The organism is Superficieibacter electus (assembly GCF_002915575.1).
Taxonomy (GTDB): domain Bacteria; phylum Pseudomonadota; class Gammaproteobacteria; order Enterobacterales; family Enterobacteriaceae; genus Superficieibacter; species Superficieibacter electus.
Map to the genome: position 1 here is coordinate 14,643 of NZ_PQGD01000022.1, position 17,172 is coordinate 31,814.

General features: G+C 56.8%; 22 protein-coding genes. 1 reads left to right on the plus strand and 21 read right to left on the minus strand.

What is annotated here, in order from left to right:
• Positions 1–3 precede the first annotated feature (3 nt).
• The 3 genes from CHU32_RS22130 to CHU32_RS22140 are packed head-to-tail and all read right to left on the minus strand — an operon-like array spanning position 4 to position 1,015.
• The gene (locus CHU32_RS22130; protein WP_006785968.1) at positions 4–390 is read right to left on the minus strand and encodes a TIGR03745 family integrating conjugative element membrane protein; all 387 of its coding nucleotides are present in this window, start codon (positions 388–390) and stop codon (positions 4–6) included.
• Between the two features lie 35 nt (positions 391–425).
• The gene (locus tag CHU32_RS22135; protein ID WP_003029734.1) at positions 426–668 is read right to left on the minus strand and encodes a TIGR03758 family integrating conjugative element protein; all 243 of its coding nucleotides are present in this window, start codon (positions 666–668) and stop codon (positions 426–428) included.
• On the minus strand, positions 668–1,015 hold the full coding sequence (locus CHU32_RS22140; RefSeq protein ID WP_006785967.1) for an integrative conjugative element protein, RAQPRD family: 348 nt from the start codon (positions 1,013–1,015) through the stop codon (positions 668–670). The genes CHU32_RS22135 and CHU32_RS22140 overlap by 1 nt, the downstream gene beginning before the upstream one ends.
• Before the next feature lie 184 nt (positions 1,016–1,199).
• Between CHU32_RS22140 and CHU32_RS22145 the strand changes: the two genes are divergently transcribed.
• Complete coding sequence (locus CHU32_RS22145) at positions 1,200–1,547, plus strand: FxLYD domain-containing protein (RefSeq protein WP_016808262.1); 348 nt, start codon at positions 1,200–1,202, stop codon at positions 1,545–1,547.
• Between the two features lie 90 nt (positions 1,548–1,637).
• Here CHU32_RS22145 and CHU32_RS22150 read toward each other — a convergent pair whose 3' ends face one another.
• The 18 genes from CHU32_RS22150 to CHU32_RS22235 all read right to left on the minus strand — a co-directional run bounded on the left by CHU32_RS22150 (position 1,638) and on the right by CHU32_RS22235 (position 17,170).
• Positions 1,638–2,396 (minus strand): TIGR03747 family integrating conjugative element membrane protein, encoded by a 759-nt coding sequence (locus CHU32_RS22150; protein ID WP_006785966.1) that lies wholly within the window; start codon positions 2,394–2,396, stop codon positions 1,638–1,640.
• On the minus strand, positions 2,389–4,488 hold the full coding sequence (gene traD / locus CHU32_RS22155; protein WP_006785965.1) for a type IV conjugative transfer system coupling protein TraD: 2,100 nt from the start codon (positions 4,486–4,488) through the stop codon (positions 2,389–2,391). The genes CHU32_RS22150 and traD overlap by 8 nt, the downstream gene beginning before the upstream one ends.
• Positions 4,481–4,969 (minus strand): hypothetical protein, encoded by a 489-nt coding sequence (locus tag CHU32_RS22160; RefSeq protein ID WP_006785964.1) that lies wholly within the window; start codon positions 4,967–4,969, stop codon positions 4,481–4,483. The genes traD and CHU32_RS22160 overlap by 8 nt, the downstream gene beginning before the upstream one ends.
• A gap of 10 nt (positions 4,970–4,979) precedes the next feature.
• A complete protein-coding gene (locus CHU32_RS22165) occupies positions 4,980–5,552 on the minus strand; it encodes a restriction endonuclease (RefSeq protein WP_006785963.1) in 573 nt (190 codons plus the stop codon).
• The gene (locus CHU32_RS22170) at positions 5,552–6,085 is read right to left on the minus strand and encodes an integrating conjugative element protein (RefSeq protein ID WP_006785962.1); all 534 of its coding nucleotides are present in this window, start codon (positions 6,083–6,085) and stop codon (positions 5,552–5,554) included. The genes CHU32_RS22165 and CHU32_RS22170 overlap by 1 nt, the downstream gene beginning before the upstream one ends.
• Before the next feature lie 5 nt (positions 6,086–6,090).
• The gene (locus CHU32_RS22175) at positions 6,091–6,726 is read right to left on the minus strand and encodes a lysozyme family protein (RefSeq protein ID WP_006785961.1); all 636 of its coding nucleotides are present in this window, start codon (positions 6,724–6,726) and stop codon (positions 6,091–6,093) included.
• Positions 6,705–7,427 carry a TIGR03759 family integrating conjugative element protein gene (locus tag CHU32_RS22180; protein WP_006785960.1) on the minus strand — a complete coding sequence of 241 codons (723 nt, stop codon included), beginning with the start codon at positions 7,425–7,427 and terminating at the stop codon, positions 6,705–6,707. Before CHU32_RS22180 ends, CHU32_RS22175 begins: the two co-directional genes overlap by 22 nt.
• A gap of 11 nt (positions 7,428–7,438) precedes the next feature.
• Positions 7,439–8,197 carry a hypothetical protein gene (locus tag CHU32_RS22185; RefSeq protein WP_103750929.1) on the minus strand — a complete coding sequence of 253 codons (759 nt, stop codon included), beginning with the start codon at positions 8,195–8,197 and terminating at the stop codon, positions 7,439–7,441.
• A complete protein-coding gene (pilL2, locus tag CHU32_RS22190) occupies positions 8,194–8,859 on the minus strand; it encodes a PFGI-1 class ICE element type IV pilus protein PilL2 (protein ID WP_006785957.1) in 666 nt (221 codons plus the stop codon). The genes CHU32_RS22185 and pilL2 overlap by 4 nt, the downstream gene beginning before the upstream one ends.
• A 138-nt stretch (positions 8,860–8,997) precedes the next feature.
• Complete coding sequence (locus CHU32_RS22195) at positions 8,998–9,435, minus strand: DUF29 domain-containing protein (RefSeq protein ID WP_006785955.1); 438 nt, start codon at positions 9,433–9,435, stop codon at positions 8,998–9,000.
• Between the two features lie 133 nt (positions 9,436–9,568).
• On the minus strand, positions 9,569–10,105 hold the full coding sequence (locus tag CHU32_RS22200) for a single-stranded DNA-binding protein (RefSeq protein WP_006785953.1): 537 nt from the start codon (positions 10,103–10,105) through the stop codon (positions 9,569–9,571).
• A 60-nt stretch (positions 10,106–10,165) separates the two neighbouring features.
• Entirely contained in the window at positions 10,166–10,636 is a 471-nt protein-coding gene (locus tag CHU32_RS22205; RefSeq protein ID WP_006785950.1) for an STY4534 family ICE replication protein, read from the minus strand.
• Positions 10,637–11,273: 637 nt separating this feature from the next.
• Complete coding sequence (locus CHU32_RS22210; protein ID WP_103750930.1) at positions 11,274–13,295, minus strand: DNA topoisomerase III; 2,022 nt, start codon at positions 13,293–13,295, stop codon at positions 11,274–11,276.
• Positions 13,296–13,310: 15 nt separating this feature from the next.
• Entirely contained in the window at positions 13,311–13,865 is a 555-nt protein-coding gene (locus CHU32_RS22215; protein ID WP_006777724.1) for a hypothetical protein, read from the minus strand.
• A 1-nt stretch (position 13,866) separates the two neighbouring features.
• Positions 13,867–14,580 carry a PFL_4669 family integrating conjugative element protein gene (locus CHU32_RS22220; RefSeq protein WP_010615557.1) on the minus strand — a complete coding sequence of 238 codons (714 nt, stop codon included), beginning with the start codon at positions 14,578–14,580 and terminating at the stop codon, positions 13,867–13,869.
• Positions 14,581–14,996: 416 nt separating this feature from the next.
• A complete protein-coding gene (locus CHU32_RS22225) occupies positions 14,997–16,235 on the minus strand; it encodes an STY4528 family pathogenicity island replication protein (RefSeq protein WP_006777723.1) in 1,239 nt (412 codons plus the stop codon).
• Between the two features lie 99 nt (positions 16,236–16,334).
• On the minus strand, positions 16,335–16,583 hold the full coding sequence (locus CHU32_RS22230) for a ParE family toxin-like protein (RefSeq protein ID WP_004115572.1): 249 nt from the start codon (positions 16,581–16,583) through the stop codon (positions 16,335–16,337).
• Positions 16,580–17,170, minus strand: a complete 591-nt coding sequence (locus CHU32_RS22235; RefSeq protein WP_006777722.1) for a DUF2857 domain-containing protein — start codon at positions 17,168–17,170, stop codon at positions 16,580–16,582. Before CHU32_RS22235 ends, CHU32_RS22230 begins: the two co-directional genes overlap by 4 nt.
• Between the last annotated feature and the right edge of the window lie 2 nt (positions 17,171–17,172).

Below are 17,172 nucleotides of genomic sequence, written 5' to 3' on the forward strand. Positions count from 1 at the left end.
CTCCTACAACAGAATGTCGGCAGACTTGCCGAGCAGCCAGATAACGGCAACCAGCAGCACCACACCCACCACCACAATGGCCCCGAATTTGGTCCAGGTGGCTTTCTCATTGCGGACTTCGGTGAAGGTGTGCAGGGCGGCAATGGCAACGTTGATAAAGGCAACGGCCGCCACGACCAGCCCCCCGATAACAATGCCGTCCTGCAGGTAGCCCTTGATTTGTCCGGACAGCCCGCTTCCGCCTCCGGATTCAGGCGCTTCAACGCTTGGCAAGTCCGCAAAGGCCGGTTTGCAGGTGAGCCAGCCCAGGAGGGCAAGCGTACCGGCGCGGGTCAGCGTACGACTGGCGAGACGGCGCAGGCGGGCAACAACAGACTCAGAATGGTGCATGGAATTCATCTCCTGACTTAACGTTCATAATCGGGTTAACTGGCAAACATCCAGATACACACAAGCAACAGCAGCACGGTGCGGACGGCAAAACGCCCCAGGGCCGCGTCCCGCACTTTGGTGTTACTCCAGCCGGTCCAGACATCCGACAGCGCCCACGCGGCCCATAAAAAAAGAAATGCCAGCAGTGCCCCGATGCAGAGCAGATGAAGGATGTTCACATCAAGACTGCCGGAGCCGGCTTTAAACGCGTTCGTTTGTTCGGATGTCATGGGCATCAGGGCCGCTCCCGCCGGTAATTACCGGCCACATAAGACGGGTCACGCGGTTGCGCGCGGGAGGGCTCCAGATAGCGGTCAATGCCGCTGCGGATGGTGTTGAGATCGGATGTGGCCTGACGGTAATCAAAGAAAAAGCGGCCACGGTCAGCCGGGTCGGCCTGTGCAGCCGCCACGCGGGCCCGTTCAAGCGACGCCTGAACCTGGTCCAGCTGACGCTGAACAGACGCAAGCTCGTCTTTCTCGGATGCCTGTGCAGCAGCTGATGCCAGAAAGGTCAGCAATACCAGGCCAGTGATGCCCGGGACACGACGGTTGCGCCGCATGGCCGGACGATTTGAGTTCATACGCACCTCCAGAAGGATTAAGGGGTGCGGACAGGATGCGGAAGAGGGAGCGTCGGGTCAGCGATAAACCCTAAACAGGAATTTCAAAATTAATTGCAGGTCAGTGCCGGTGGCAGGTTTAGCTGTAAATAAAGGTTCATTGTGATATTAAGAAAACTCAACGGTAAACAGAGGGAAAATGAAAATGATGAAGACTGTTCTGAAGGCCACGTTAATCACTGCACTGATTACCGGCCCTGTTCTTGCGGCCGACGGTACTGGCAAAGTCCAACTTTCAGACCTGCATTTCGCCACAGCAGCAAATGGTTTGCAGCAAATTGAAGGCACGGGAACAAACGTGTCAGGTGGGCCTGTGAAGACTGTAATTGTCAAATTCAACTTGCTTCAGAATGGGGCAGTAATAGGAAATACGGCAGCGATGGCTGAAAATCTGGAGCCGGGTCAGCAATGGAAGCTACAGGCACCCTACGACAGCATAACCAACAAGCCAGACAGCTTCAAAGTGACAGAACTGACGGTATTTAATAACTGACACTGACGCGCCAGTAACAGTGGTTTCATGGCTTGTCTGCTGACGGCAGGCGCGCAAAACAAGTTTTGCACGCCTCCGTCCAGCCCTGATTTAAAGATACTTCTTGAATGAGGCAGTGGTCACGGTCACGGCGATACCCAACAGGACAGCCGCCGGCAACAACAGCAGATTGGGGTAGACTGCAGTGGGCCAGGAAAGGTACAGCATGGCGGGCACCACGGCTGCCGGTTTGACCAGTTTCTTGGCATGGTGATAGACAAAAGAACTTTCATACCCCGCCCCGTAACGCCGCAGATCACGCCGCCCCAGCCCCTCAACCAGGGCCACCACCACGACCAGCACAAACAGCGGGACGGACAGCACCAGGATGGTGACGCGTACCAGTGTGATAATGCTTATCCATACCGTGGCCAGCAGGTATTCACGCAGGTAGCCGGCAAGCCAGCCGCTCCAGCTGTTGATTTCCCGCGTGACTGCATTGTCACTGTGCATCTGGTGCGCATACTGCTGCCGGACCCAGTCAAGGAAGCCACTGTCCACAAAGGCCCACTGATACGCGGTGCTAACCCAGCGCACAACCGTCACCGATGGCTCAGACAGCAGCAGGCTGCGGGTGAACTCTGTGGACAGCCACCCCAGCTCGGTGTTCATGACCGCTTCACTGTGCGCCGCCCCGGCTTCCGGCCAGAAGAAGGCGATGCCGATATATTCAATCAGCAGGCTCAGCAGCAGCGAGGACAGCACCACGCCCACCAGGGCCCATGGCCAGCCCCAGAGCAGATTATACAGAATGCCGTGCTTGCGTTCCGGCAGCGTCTGCTGCTGTGGGGGACGTTTTACCTCAGCCATTCGCCCCTCCTGTGACCGGCACGTTCAGGGCCGGGCCGTCCCGCCACCAGGATTCGCCGCTGTGATAGCTGCGCCGCATCTCCTCCGCTATTTTCTCAATACTTTCCGGCATCAGCACATCATCAGCATCCCCGGCAGGCAGCGGCATGCGGATTTTCCACAGTTGCCCTCCTTCCAGCAGGGCAAACGCCTGCCCTTTTGGTAGTGTCACGATATCGGCCGGCTCCAGTAGTGGGACTTTTACCGTCCCGACGCGGTCCTGGGTGCTTGAGGTGAAGTCCTGGTCTGCATTGACATCCGCCGTGTCCTGGTGCCCGGAGACCAGCGTTTTGGTGTAAATCTCCACCTGCGGCAGCTGCGTGGTCAGCAACTCGGCGGTGCGGTTCTCCCTGACGCGCAGCATAATCAGGTTGTTAAAGTTACCCTGTACCTGGGCCGTCTTGGCCGCATTCCCGATGCGTGCCTCAATATCAGAAGACGTCTGGGTATAGGCCGTCACCTGCATGCCGGCACCGCCCCCTTTGTTGATGAGAGGAATAAACTCATACCCCATCAGCTCGTTAAACTCATCGCAGTGCAGGTTAATCAGGGACTTCCCTTCTTTCCCGCCCGGCAGGCCCGCATTGATACCGTGTTTATAAATGTGCCCGGCCACACTCACCAGATCGGCGAACATGGAGTTACCGACCGCGCTCGCCACTTCACTGTCACTGAGCGCATCGAGCCCCACATACACCACGGCTTTTTTACGGATGATCTGTTCCCAGTCAAAAATCGGCCGCGTGTCGTCAATGTCCTGATAATCCGGCGACAGCAGCTCGGCGGTCTTGCCGGTGGTCAGTTTTTCCAGCAGCGGCAGCAGCGACGCCACGATTTTGTCAAAGTAAGTACGGTCATAACGTACCGCTGACCGCAGCCCGTCAAGGATGGGATCATAGAGTTTTTTACCCTCTTCTGAACTCAGGGCAACCTCAATGGCCCAGATACGTAAGGCATCCGGCTGACCCTGCATGTTACGGGGCACGTCGTCCTCTCCCAGCACCTGCTGATTATTCTCAATCTGCGTCTGCAGAGCCGGCAGCTGCGCCTGGATGATTTTTTCCGCATAGCGGATATAGAGATCGGCGATATTGTTCACGTAGCGCATGATCAGCGTGTAGTCAGGGCGCTCACCCAGGGCGACCAGCGCACGGGCGATGATGTTGACGAACCGCCAGGCAAATTCGCGAAATGCCGCGCTGTTCCCCTCACCCGACAGCTGACCGGCCACGCGGGACGCCACCTCTGACACGCGACCAAAACGCCCGACGGCATTATAACGGGCTGAAATTTCAGGCCAGCCAAGATGAAAAATATACAGCTTGTCCCCGCGTCCAGCCCGGTGGGCCTCTGCCCAGACGCGTTTCATCAGGTCTGCGTCGCCTTTCGGATCAAACACGATGGTGACTTCACCCCGCCGGATATCCTGGGTGACCAGCAGCTCTGCCAGCCGGGTCTTCCCGACGCGCGTGGTGCCGTACACCACCGTATGGCCAACGCGCTCCCCCAGAGCCAGGGTGACGTCTTTTTCGTCGGGCTCGATGCCGTGCAGCGCCGGATTGCCGCCCACCGGTGGTAATGGCCGCACCGGGTTCAGCGGCGTATCGGCACTCAGCAGCTTACCCAGCCAGGGCAGACGGTGCTCTGTCATCATTTCGAGCTGACGCGCCCCCAGGTAAAAGCGGTTTGGCTGCAGGTAACGGGCCACTTCAGGGCGCAACGTATCCTGCAGCCGCTGGGTGTGTTTCTGCGTCCAGCGGAACCCCCGGCCTAGAAACAGGCGACGATGACTGACGGGGATCTGTTTAGTACTCATGACATAGCGCGGCAGGCGGCGGAGATTCCGGCGGTAGCGAATAATCTTCATCCCCTGATGCGTGCGGGTGACGGCCAGCGCCGCAAACCCGGCTGCGGTGACATAGCTGACAGACGGAGCCAGAGCGACAGCCCAGGGTGCCTGCACACAGACATACGCCGCCATGCCCGATACCACGGCGGTATTCAGCTCAACGGCCGGACGCAGCAGGGCCTCAATGACGTAACGGTTACTCATCGTCTGCCTCCTTTATAATTTTACCGTCGGCTATACGGATATACGTTCCCCTCCCGGCACCGGCTTCCCTGCAGGAAAGGGAGTGGTAACGCAGGGCATCCGCCAGTAAGCGCCAGAGCACATACAGAACATTCGACAGGATGAAAAAAATGATCCATACAGCCCGCAATGACAGCAGGTAATTGTTCGCCGCGGTTTCTGTGGAGACGGCAGTGACGGTACAGGCTGCCGGCTTTGCATCAGGCGGAGCCGCATTATCAGGCGCCGGGCATTCCTCCCACATGTAATGTCCGGGCGGCGCGGTGCGCCATGCCGTTGCCTCCTTCTGCAACTGGTCGTTCAGGTCACTGACCGGATGGCCGAAAACAAGCCAGGCGAGCAGGTAGACACCGCCGAAAGCGGCAGGCACGAAAACGGCATGACGGAATAAACAGAACACAAGCCACAACGCGTAACGCAGGCTGTTCAGGAAGATGTGCATAAAAGATTCCTCAGAGATACTGCCGGACGTCCTGACCGGCGAGAATGGCCAGCAGGCGTTGCCCGCTGATGATGCGCAGACGCGGTGACGCCGTGCGAATGGTGCGGCTCATTTTTCCGGTACGGCCCGTGTGGATAAACAGCCCCCGGCGGCCGGACTGCAGGAGAAGCCGGTCGAAGTCCTCAACATGTGCGGGGGAAACAGCACGACTGTACCGTTTGGCCTGGATAAGCCAGTGCTCACCGTCAATGATGACCTGACCATCAAGGCCGCCGTCACCGCTGTAGGAGGCATTGCGCACCACGGTCAGCCCCTGGCGTTCAAAGGCAGAGAGCAACAGCTCTTCAAAGACATAGGGACTGACTTTGCGCAGATAGCTCAGACGCTGCCCGTCTCCCGGCAGGCGGGTCAGTTTATCCAGTACCCGCCCCGCCGTTGCCCGGTATCGCCGGTGACGGCGGGTGCTGGCTTTCTCCCGCCGACGCAGGTTCAGAAAGGCCATCACCACCAGGAAAAGGACAACCAGTATGACCGCCCCGTAAGGGTGCGCCATCAGCAGACCGTTGATATCTGGCGCGCTCATCACGGCTTAACCTGCTGCGTCAGGCCGGTATCGGTGATGAGTACCGGATAATGCGCAATCTGCAGGCGACGGGCCAGTTCGCTGCCGGAAGCCGGGGCCAGGCTGACACCGGGTGCCAGCTCGCGCAGCTCGCGCACGGTATCCATGTCTGTGACGTTGACTATCATCCCGGCCGCATGCTGTTCAGCCAGCGCGCCGGCATTGGCTTTCAGCCATTCACGGGACAGAGCATCATCCCCGATCAGAAACAACGCCCCAATGCCGGGCAACTGCAGCGGCCGGTCTGCTGTATTCCCCGGGCTCAGTTCAGGTGTGTTAACGGGTAACATACCCGCCATCCCGTCAGCCAGCGGAACACCGTGGTCCGGCTGGCGTGAAGGCTGTACGTCACTGACGCCGGGCATGCCGGGCTGTTTATTAACGGCCTCAAAATACGGCGCAGCATCTTCACCGCCCAGATCAGCAATCACATTCAGTTCAGCATGGCCGGTCAGGGGAAGGAGGGTAAACAGCAGTAAGGACAGCGTTTTCATCAGGGTTATCTCCCGGGTTCAGTCCAGACGAAGCCTGGATCGGGGGTGAGCGCAGCAACCGAGCGGGGCGCTTCAGCTGCCGGCGCAGAAATGCGGGGTGCAGGGCTGATTTTTGCCAGATGCCCTCTCACAATGGCGCGGTAACGTGCAGCAGGCTGACCACCTGCGGGATGGTGGTAGCAGCCGGCCGCATCCAGCCAGCTGCCTGGCTTACGCGCCCAGCACTCACGCAGAATGGTGGCGGCGGCGTTCAGGTTGGTGTAAGGGTCAAACGCATCCCACGTCGAGGCAAAATGATGACCGTTCCAGCCCAGATTGACCTGGGCAATACCGACATCGATGCGCTTAAGCGGGTGACGCTTCATAAAGACCTGCAGCGCCTGCCAGGCCTGCAGGCGCGTCTCATAGCGATACCCTTTGCCTGCCACATTGATGGTCCAGGGCCATGGCCGTATTCCGCGGGGAAGTTTGCGCGAAGACTCGCTCAGTGATACCGAGTAAAGCGCTTCGGGGGGCACGCCGTGCGCCATGGCCACGCGGACGTAACCCTCCGGCACCGTCTGGTCAGCATGGCCGTCAGGGACGGCCGCCATCAGTAAGCCCAGCGCCAGCGCGCCGGTCAGAATGCTGCGATTGCCCATTTACCGTCTCCCGCCTGCTGCAGTAAAACCGGCATCAGGCCGTTACCAAAGCGCATCCACCGGCCGCCGTCGTGGTTAAGCGTGATCTGGCGCTTGCGGACCTTTTCCACGGGAATGTGATGGTCCCGCGCCCAGCTGCGAAGCGCATCATCACTGCCCTGGCTGTCGACCAGATAGATGTCCACCGGCCGGTTGTCAGCCAGCACGGCAGACAGTTTCGCGTCGCAGGTTGCGCAGTCTTTTGACCTGACGAACAGTGCCAGCCGGCCGCCACTGTCGTGCGCCACGCCGGAGGCGTTCCCCATATTGACCGGCAGTGTGCCCGGATACAGGCGCTGCCAGGCCGCGTTCACCTCACGCTGGAAATCAAGCTCTTTCTGGGTGCGGGCAAACTCTTCCTTCACCCACTTTTCAGCAAACTTACGGCGCTCTGCCGGCGTCTGCGCCTCGATACCGAGGGTGGAAAGCGGATCGAGACCCGGCGACTGGGTACCCCGGGGTCCCTTCATCAGCTGCTGATAACGCTGATAATCGTCGGCACTGAGTCCCCACTGACCGGCCTGCTGCTGCAGGTTTTGCTGTGCGGAGTCCGCCCGTTGTGTTGATTCCTGTCGGCTGACATCCGTCTGTCCTGATGTGGTCGCGGCCAGGGTCAGGGGACTCAGCAGCATGGCGGCTAAAAAGGTGTGTTTCAGTTTCATCATTCGCTCCGTTATTCTGCTCTGAGCACGGGCAGGCGGCCGTTAACCCGAAACGTCGCCTCACCATAACCGGCACTGACCAGCGTCCAGCCGGCAACGGTTTCGCCCTCTCCGACCAGGGCCACCTGCGACAGGCTGCTGTAGCCCCGGGGCGCGATGGCAGCCCAGGACTCTGCCCCCCGCTTCTCCACGCCCGTCAGCACAAAAGGCGCATTGCGGGCCACGCGAAGGGACGGAGCAGCACGACGTGTGTCAGCGGGACGGGGCTTTTTTGCAGCAGGCGCGTTTTTTTTGACCGGTGCGGCGACAGGTGCGGCGGGTGCGGGTGCCGGCTGTGATTTCAGCGCTGTCAGCTGCTCAGTCAGCGCACTCAGGCGGGTTTCCAGCCCCTGCTGGGCGTCCTGAAGGGTTCGCAATGACTGACGCACGGCGTCGTCGCTGCCGGCCTGTTTCGCAGCAGCGCTCAGCTCCTGCTGCATCTCACCAAGTTTTTTCCGGGTATCCTGCAGGCCGGTTTTGAGCGTGGTCACATCTGACTGCAGGGCCGCGACTGTCTCAACAGTGGCCGCTGTACTGCCCTGAGATTCAAGGCGTGCAAGGCGTTCATCAAGGTTCGATATGCCCAGACTGACGGCGGTGTAGCCCAGCGCCAGAATGCCGGCCAGCGCCACACCGCTGGCAGCGCCCCAGATGAGGCGGCAGCGGGGACGCCAGCTGAATCTTTTACGAGCCGGAGCGGGGTCAGTATGGAATGGTTGCTGTTCGCTCATTTTCTCAGAAACCCTCCGCTGACAGGTTTAACGGGTACTGACTGAGGGGCGCTGATGGCCGGTTGTGACACGGCGGACGGCGCAGGCGTGGACCAGCTGCTGACCGGCGGCGGAAGCTGGGAGACCGGCAGCTGGTAGCCGTCGCGCAGGCTGTGGCAGACCACACGCTGTACATCATCCACCTCAAGCTGCCAGGCCGGACCGGCCAGGACCTGCAGGGCAGTACGCAGGCGCATCGGGCCCAGCTGGTACTGAACCGCCGGCAATGCCTGGCGGTAAAGCACGCCGTTGGCGGAGCCTGTCGCGCACAGGGAATAACCGGACTGGCGCAGGGCGTAACGCAGCGCATCCGCCACGGTAGGATGCAGGGATGACGGGATACGGATATCAATAATCTGGGAGAGAGGGTCACGCTGGGCCGCCTGCGGATCGGTGCTGACCAGCAGATAACGATCGTAGCGCACCACTTCCGGCGTCCGCGCATACTCGTCCGGAGAGACCGGCTGAACGTTGCGGGTGACGGTGGTGCCGGGTGTCGGGTCGGCAGGCGCACGCTGTTGCAACTTTTGCGGCTGGGAAACACAGCCCGCAAGGAGCAGCAGGGGAAGAACAGTGGCAAGCCTGCCTGGTGAAAATACGTTGTGAGAGGTGTTACGTTTCATCCGGAATTTTCCTGTACAGTGATAAAACAGCCCTCACTGTGCGGAATCGGTCCGGTTTCACTCAATTAACAACTGATTTTCCGTTGATGAAAAAAAACGCCACCCGAAAGGATGGCGTTGCGGTGAAACAGACAGTAATCAGTCCGGGTAAAACTCGTTACTGAGAATAGTATCTGTTGTCCAGATGCTGTCTTCAGGAAAGATATCCAGACCTATGCCGGTTTCTTTGGAAGCATCGGCGCGGGCGTCAAACCACACATCCGCAAGCCATTCAGGATCAGAAAACGCGCTTTTCAGGCTCGGCGTCTTGTTCAGACGTCGTACAATCAAATCACGCTGACCTTTAATGGTTAACTCCCAGCTTTTACCTCGATGGGTTGGCTGAAACTTCCATTTAAGAAGGTGGGCCAGTAAGACAGCCATACGGCTGGCCAGCTCACGCTTTTCACTTTTGCCCACGTCTTCAATCTCCTCGGCGATGTTCTCAATATCAATCTGACTGAGCTTTCCGGCACGCAGTAAAGCTGCCTGTTCACTGGCCCAGGCAACAACGTCTGAATCGTAACGTGCTCCCATACAAGCCTCCGTTAGTCAAAAAGTGAAGAAACCGCCAGAACAGATATGCTCCGGGGATAACATAAGATGCAACATAAAAAGTTGCTTCCTGAAGTTTGTCAGAGACAGTCATAACAGTCAAAGCTCCATTAATTCAGAGGGCGTGAATTGCCACTCTGGAACAGTCATACCCGAATCCAATGAACGGTATATCGTCATCGAAGTCCATCGGTGGCGCACCGGCACTGCTGCCGGAGGCCTGGCCACTGTGAGTCGGTCCTGAAGGTTGCTGAGGCTGCCCCCAGTCATTCCGGGAAGACGTATTCTGTCCGCTGCCGGACTGGCGGCCGCCAAGCATCTGCATGGTGCCACCAATATTGACCACCACCTCTGTGGTGTATTTCTCCTGGCCGGCCTGATCGGTCCATTTGCGTGTGCGCAGCTGACCCTCGATGTAAACCTGGGAGCCTTTGCGCAGATATTCACCCGCAATTTCTGCCAGCTTGCCGAAAATAACCACCCTGTGCCATTCGGTCACTTCTTTCTGTTCGCCGGACTGCTTATCGCGCCAGCTCTCAGACGTGGCCAGAGAAAGGGTGGCAACTGCACTGCCGTTGGGAATATAACGAACTTCAGGATCCTGGCCGAGGTTTCCGACAAGGATAACCTTGTTAACGCCGCGTGAGGACATAATCATTTCTCCTGTAAGGAATAAAGAAACACCCCGCGAACGGGGTGTGTCAGGTGCGCATCAGAATGAGTTTTCTGCGTAGTTTTGTTGTGCGGCAGAGCCATTCTGCGGCGGCACGGAGTCAGATTTTTCAGTCTTGTAAACCATTTCCTGGCCTATTTTGATCCAGTCCACCTTTATCAGGCGGGCTTTCAGACTGACGCGCTGTTCGCCGGCATGGTCGCCTTTGTTCAGCGTAAATATGTCCGTGGACGGGTTACTCAGGTTAAAGCCCAACAGGACTTTCTTGTCTTCATCGACGGCTTTCTGGCAGCGGGCGATAAGGCTGGTTGCCTCTTTACCTGCGACAGAAATGTCAAAACGGACGTAGGCCGGATTATCAGTCGGACCACTCAGTGCATTTATTACGCAGCTGAGGAACGAGCCATTCTGATGGTTAACCTGGCGGATGTTGCTGAGATACCCGATGCCTTTGATAGTCAGGTTGAAGTACTCAGATTTTGCAGATGCAGAAGTATTGTTTGCAGACATGATGTTTTCTCCATGGAGGTAAAAAAAGGTACGGCGGAGAAACCATCTGCCCTGACGGGAGTGGTTTCCCGTCGGGGGTCAGGATCGGTTGAATCCTGAGAGTCTGGTATGTTGAAAGGACCTCAATCACTGTGCAGTGATATCCGTTTCCAGAGGTTAAACGGATTTACCACCCGAAGGTATCCTCTCTCAGGCTGCGAGGATTTTCCGGTCACCCGAAGGTGTTTCTCTCAGACCGGTGAAACGTTAGCTGGCAGTCACCCTAAGGCGTTTCTCTCAGACTGCTGAAACTTTAGCTGGCTGTGAAAAACAGCGGTAAGCACTGTTGATTTTTAAACCAAACAAGCCTGGTGTCAACCCATAAAACCAGAAATGAAAACGGCGCTGCATATGCAACGCCGTGGGGGCTGTACCAGACCTTAATGTATCTCACTACTCCGGGGATCCGTTCCCGACGCGATTTTCACGGAGCGCATGCGTCTTACAGTTCCTGCCAGATGTGCGATGGCAGACCGTCGTGCCGGTTGCCAGATTAATCCCGTTAAAGTTAAGCTGGCTGCCTCCGGCAAAGGGGTACATATCGAAGCGTAGTCACATTAGCAGAACCCGGCCCGGGGTTGTACAGTGAAATAACTCATCACTGTGCGGATGATTCTGTTTTTGTCCCTGATGCTGCTTTTTTGCGCTTTGTGGTCTTTTTCCCGTTGGTGTTAATAATACCTTTGCAGTCTGGGTAACGCACGCAACCCCAAAAATCTCCTTTCTTACCTTTGCGTTTACGTGTGGGCCCTTTGCATAACGGACAAGGGGGCGTGACGGGAGCGGTGATTTTCACACTGTCCTGGCGGCCTTTTTCGACAAGGTGACGGGTCCACTGCAGCTGCTTTTGCATAAAGACCGCAAGCGACATTTTCCCCTGCGAAATATCATCCAGTGCCTGCTCCCATAATGCGGTCATGCCCGGGCTCGTCAGCGTTTCCGGCAGGGCCGCAATCAGCTCCCGGGCCATCTGCGTTGAGTGGATGTGCTTCCCTTTTTTCTCCAGATAGTGTCGTTTGAAGAGGGTTTCGAGTACTGCCGCACGCGTCGCCTCTGTGCCCAGACCTGCGTTATCACGCAGCACTTTCTTGAGCTTCGGGTCACTGACGAAACTGGCCGCGTTCTTCATGGCAGCAATCAACGTCCCCTCCGTGAACGGTTTAGGCGGACTGGTTTTCATATCTTTAACCTCAGAACCGGTGACAGCGCAAATATCCCCTTTTGCCAGCGCCGGCAGCGCCATACTGTCACCGTCGACGTCCTCTTCATCGTCATCTTTTTCAGCCTGGAACAATGACTTCCAGCCCGTCACCACACCGACTTTCCCGCGTGTACGGAACAGCTGACCACCGATATTGAAAGACGCCTCCGTCACGTCAGATTCCTGCAGCGGAAGGAACTGGGCGAAATAATGCTGGCGAATCAGATGGTAGACCTTCAGCTCATCGGCGCTGAGGCGCGACAAATCAAATGCCTGTCGGGTGGGAATGATGGCATGGTGCGCGGTGATTTTCTTGTCATTCCAGACACGCGAGACAAACTTCCTGTCCAGCTGATTCAGTACCGGGGCCACAGCGGGATCGGATTTTGCCACTGCCGCCAGAACGTCGGGTATTTCCTGCTGCATCGAAGTTGGAAGGAAACCGCAATCTGTCCGGGGGTAGGTGGTCGCTTTGTGGGTTTCGTAGAGGGATTGGGCAATGGCGAGCACATCATTTGCGCCCATGCCGAACTTTCGGGAGCAGACCTGCTGAAGGGTGCCCAGGTCAAAACAGAGGGGGGCCGCCGTTTTTTCCCGCTTCTGTGTTACCTCCAGTACCACAGCCCTGCCCTGCTGCTGACACAACTGCCCCACCGCCCGGGCGGCCTGGGGATTGATGCAACGCTTTTCCTCATCACAGTACTGCTCAACGGGCACCCAGACTGCCCGGAACCGGACGCCCTCGTTTTCAATAAGCGCATGTACCTGCCACCAGGGCTTTGGCACGAAGGATGTGATTTCATTATCCCTGTTAACCACCATAGCAAGCGTCGGCGTCTGTACCCGCCCGACGGACAGCACTTCTGACACCCCTGAGTCACGGGCCTTAAGGGTATAAAGACGCGTCAGGTTCATGCCAATGAGCCAGTCCGCCTGGCTCCTGCCCTTGCCGGCATCATACAGCAGGGCTGTTTTTTCCCCCGGAAGAATACTGCTAAGTGCTTCCTTCACACTGGCCTCATCCAGGGCTGACAACCAGAGCCGGCGTACCGCGCCACTGTAGCGGCAGTATTCCATCAGCTCACGAGCGATCACCTCGCCCTCGCGGTCGGCATCGGTTGCGATGACCACTTCAGACGCCTTTTTGAGCAGCTTACTGATAACGGTGAACTGCGATTTTGTCTGCTCTTTAACGACCATTTTCCAGGCCTCAGGCAGCACAGGCAGAACATCGGCACGCCATGGCCTGCCATACTGCTCGCCATAGGCTTCAGGGCTGGCAGTTTCGAGTAAATGGCCGACCGCCCAGGTCACAACGATGTTACCGCCGCTGATAAATCCCTGCTCACGCTTGCTGATACCCAGCACGCGGGCAATATCCTTTGCCTGGGAGGGTTTTTCACACAGAAAGAGTTGCATGTGTTGCCTCCCGCATCAGCGTTTTTCACCCGCCGCAACAGCGCGGACATCATTCATCAGCTTCGTGACGCCGGACCCGGCCAGACGCTGTGATGATGATGAGCGATAGACAACATAGAGCCTGCTGCCGGACCCGTTTTTCTCGATTTCGATATCCAGGTGATCACGTCCGTTCCAGTCGGAGCCCATTTTGTAGTAGCTGCCCGGCATGGCGTCCCAGACGGGATGCGCATCATCTTCTGCCGCCGCTTTCCAGTCCCCGTCATTTGCGGCCTGCCGCAGTGCCTCAAGCTCCTGTGTGGAGATAAATTTGTAATGGCGCTTCAGGCGGGCCGCCGCGGTATCCACATCGACCGGCACGGAGAACGTTTTATCGACGGACTGCATGGCCTGTTGCCCCGCCGGGCTCATCAGCGGCATCCCGCCACTTTCTCCGCTGTCGTTGCCGCCTAACGTTTTTGTCAGGTTCGCAGCGGTATCGCTGACCTGTTTATTAATCGCAGCCCAGTCCGTTGTTGCGCATCCGCTCAGTAAAAAGAAGGAGGTGAGGAGGAACACAGGGCGAATCATATTATTTCTCCTCCTGAACGGCTTTTCTCAGAGGTGGAGAAAAGGAAGAGCGTTTCTTACCAGTAAGAATGTCAGTATCGGGCATGCCCAGTTTTTCTATTGCCTGTTGTGCTTCTTTAGTCTGGATTGCTATGTCAGCACGGTTAACCTTGACGGTTCGATAAAGGCGTAGCACACCATATACTTTTCTGATTAAGTGAGCGCAATGGCTCAGTAGTTCATCGCGACGGTTGCGGGATATGAGACCGTAATGAGCCGCCTGGAATGCTTTAAGGGCCATCTGGTCATATCCGACGAGTACCCATACACATCTGTAACCCAGCGGAGAACGACTGTATACGCCTATATTAAGTGGAGACGAGGAGGCAATGTCAGAAAATGAAACAGCAGGGGGAACTGATTTCAATATGACCTCAAGTTCTTCTACCCGGCTTTTGATATGTTCTCCAGCTTCATTCAAAAGCGTTTCAACCCTGAACATCGCCTCATCTGCCCATGGGTTATCTGCCAGGGAATCCTGATAAATAATTCCTGAGCGCTTAATAGCCTGGGGCATACTCATGATGGCATGCTTAACTTTCTTTACACCCTCCTTCGCCTGAGCCTGCGGGCGGCCTTCCCAGAGACGGATAGCATAGTTTGAGTGGATCTCGATTTTCAGGGAGGATGTGAGTCCGCCCGGTTTATCGCTTCGCGTTTCATTTTCAGTGGTCATGAAATCATCTCCTGTAAGATCCCGGTCAGGTTCGACCTGAGTCAGTGATACTCTTCAGGCAGGAGCTTGGGGACAACTAGAAACCAGATCCCTAATCTCGGAAATTCACTTATATGGCTTCATAGCGGGCTGGCTCAGGGCGTTGAAGTAGTCAGTTATATAGAATGACACCTCAAACTGCTTAAAAATCAAAAGATAAAATCCTTTCATGTTTTACTCAAACCAGACCCATACAGTGCTGTACATTTTTTATCCGCCGCTGCCACTCGCAGCACTGTTTGCTTTTTAACCACTGCTGCCACTCGCAGCACCGATTACTTTTTAACCACTGCTACCACTCGCAGCACCGATTGCTTTTTAACCACTGCTGCCACTCGCAGCGGTGGTTGTTTTTTAACCTCCGGTTCTAGAAGTAGCTATCTATCGTTTAGCTTTCTACGAATATCTCTAACCAAATTTCGTATGTTCTCTTCCGATACAGGATGGACAGAAGAACGTGGTTCTGGCTTCCACAGCTGTTGTTCAGGACGCTGAGCATTTTTTTGCACGGCACTCTCAGGCGAATCATCAGCCTGACGGGGCGCGTATAACCTGCCCTCACGGGCCTTTTTCATTACGGCCAGCAACCAGCCAACCGGGTTGCTGAGCTGCTGGCGTGCCATCACCTTTTGCAGGCTGAGCAGCACAAGTTGTGCCTGTTCTTCAGGCAGCGCCTGCAGCTGGGCGGTCAGCATGGCAATATCTTCTGCCGGCACAAGTTCATGCAAACTGTCGGGAAGCACAGGTTTACCCGGTACGTACGTATTTTTATTCACACTGTGTGTGATACTACGTACGTAATGGTTCGGTTTCCGAACCCGGTCATAACTGCCTGTTTTTACTGGCAGTACGGATTCCGAACTCAGTGAATTGTTGTATCTTTCTGGGCTGAGTTCGGTATCCGAACCCTGTTTTTTAGCGATGATTCCTGGCCGTTTATGACTGAGTTCGGTTTCCGAACCCGGTGCGGGACGGGGTATTCGGTGATGATGTTTCGCCATCTGGCTGGGCGTCTGTGGGCGGTCCAGACGCGATTCGATCAGCGCAAGATGGCTGCGATAATGGCGCATGGTGGGGTCGTTTTTTATATCGTCGAGCACTTCGCGGGCGGTCTGGCTGATAGTCCGGTTTTTACTCAGGCAGGCATCCGCCACCGTATCAAGGAAGCGGGGGTCGAGCGTTTCCGCATCGCTGAACGTCAGGGGCTCATCGTGCTGAGCATAGATATTCCCCCGCACCCGCCCTTTATCATCCCGCACGCGTTTACAGAGGCTGAGCCAGCCGGTTATTCGTAGCATAAGCAGGACGCGGCTTACCGTTTCCCTTGAGGCTTTCCCCTTTCCGGGTGAGGCAAGCTGCAGTTGCAGTTCGTCATAGCTGGGGAAAACTGCCCCCTCATTATTTTGTGCATACAGCCGGATCATCATCCAGCCCATCTTGTCCAGTGGTGACAACCGCGTGTCGAGCAACAGCCGGCGGGGAATGGAATCATGCACATTTCCGGTAAACAGCAGGCCGTTACGTATCCTGCCATCATCCCGCCGGGGTCTGGCCGCAAGGCGGGCATTCATTTTATCCAGCGTATAAGCAATCAGGCTTTCTGCAGGCAGACTCATTATTTTTCCTTTTCGGCCGCCATCACGGCCGTTCTGAACTGTCAGTATGCTTAGTAATGCACCCGCGTACGGGTGCAGGGTAAACAGGCTGTCATGCTGCTATTTCCGTATGGCGCTGTTATAGCGTTCGTGGCTGAGAAGAAGCCATGTCCGGCCTTCGTTGCGACTCAGCAAACGCCAGAACGGGCCGAGATCGATTTTGTAGTAACCGCAGCCTTTCTCATCGAGCCGGGTGTAATTACGCGCCCCCTGCCGGAAACGGCGAACCTGACGTAACGCCTTCTGACAGCATTGCGGCGGCGTACCATGGGGAGCCCGCAGGCCCGGCGCAACCATCCTGTATTTCATGCCGTCTTCCTTACCGGCGTTCGTGCCGGAGAAGGCTGCCGGGTTTTGTGCCAGCCGCGGACGGCATGCCAGACGGACGTCAGCGAGACGTTCATCTGTTCTGCAGCCAGCATCATTACGTCCAGCCCGTCAGCACTTTCCGCATCTTCAACGCCGGACTTTTGCCACTGACGCCACAGGGCGGCGTTTTCCTCATCACCCAGTGCGTTACCGCGCCCCGGCCGGACATCGATACCGGCAATACGACGGCGGGCCGCCACGTCCGTACTGGAGAGCCCGAAGTAATTGGCCATCAGTTCAATGGAGCCGCCCAGCGCCAGCGCCCGATCGATACGCTGGAGTCGTTTCTGTTCCGTCCGGGCCTGCTGCAGCATGCGCACCAGATTGCCGTGATTGATGCCCACACTGATGATCGACACCTCACTGCCGGAAAGGTAGTGAAGCTCTTCGAGCGAGAGCCCCTGCAGCATCTGCATTTCCTCGCGGTTCAGTCCCAGCGATTCGCAGCGGCGCAGATAGCCACTTCTGAGATCCATAACCAGCTGCATCAGCAATCCGTTGGCAGCCTGAGATAAACTGTTCATCATTC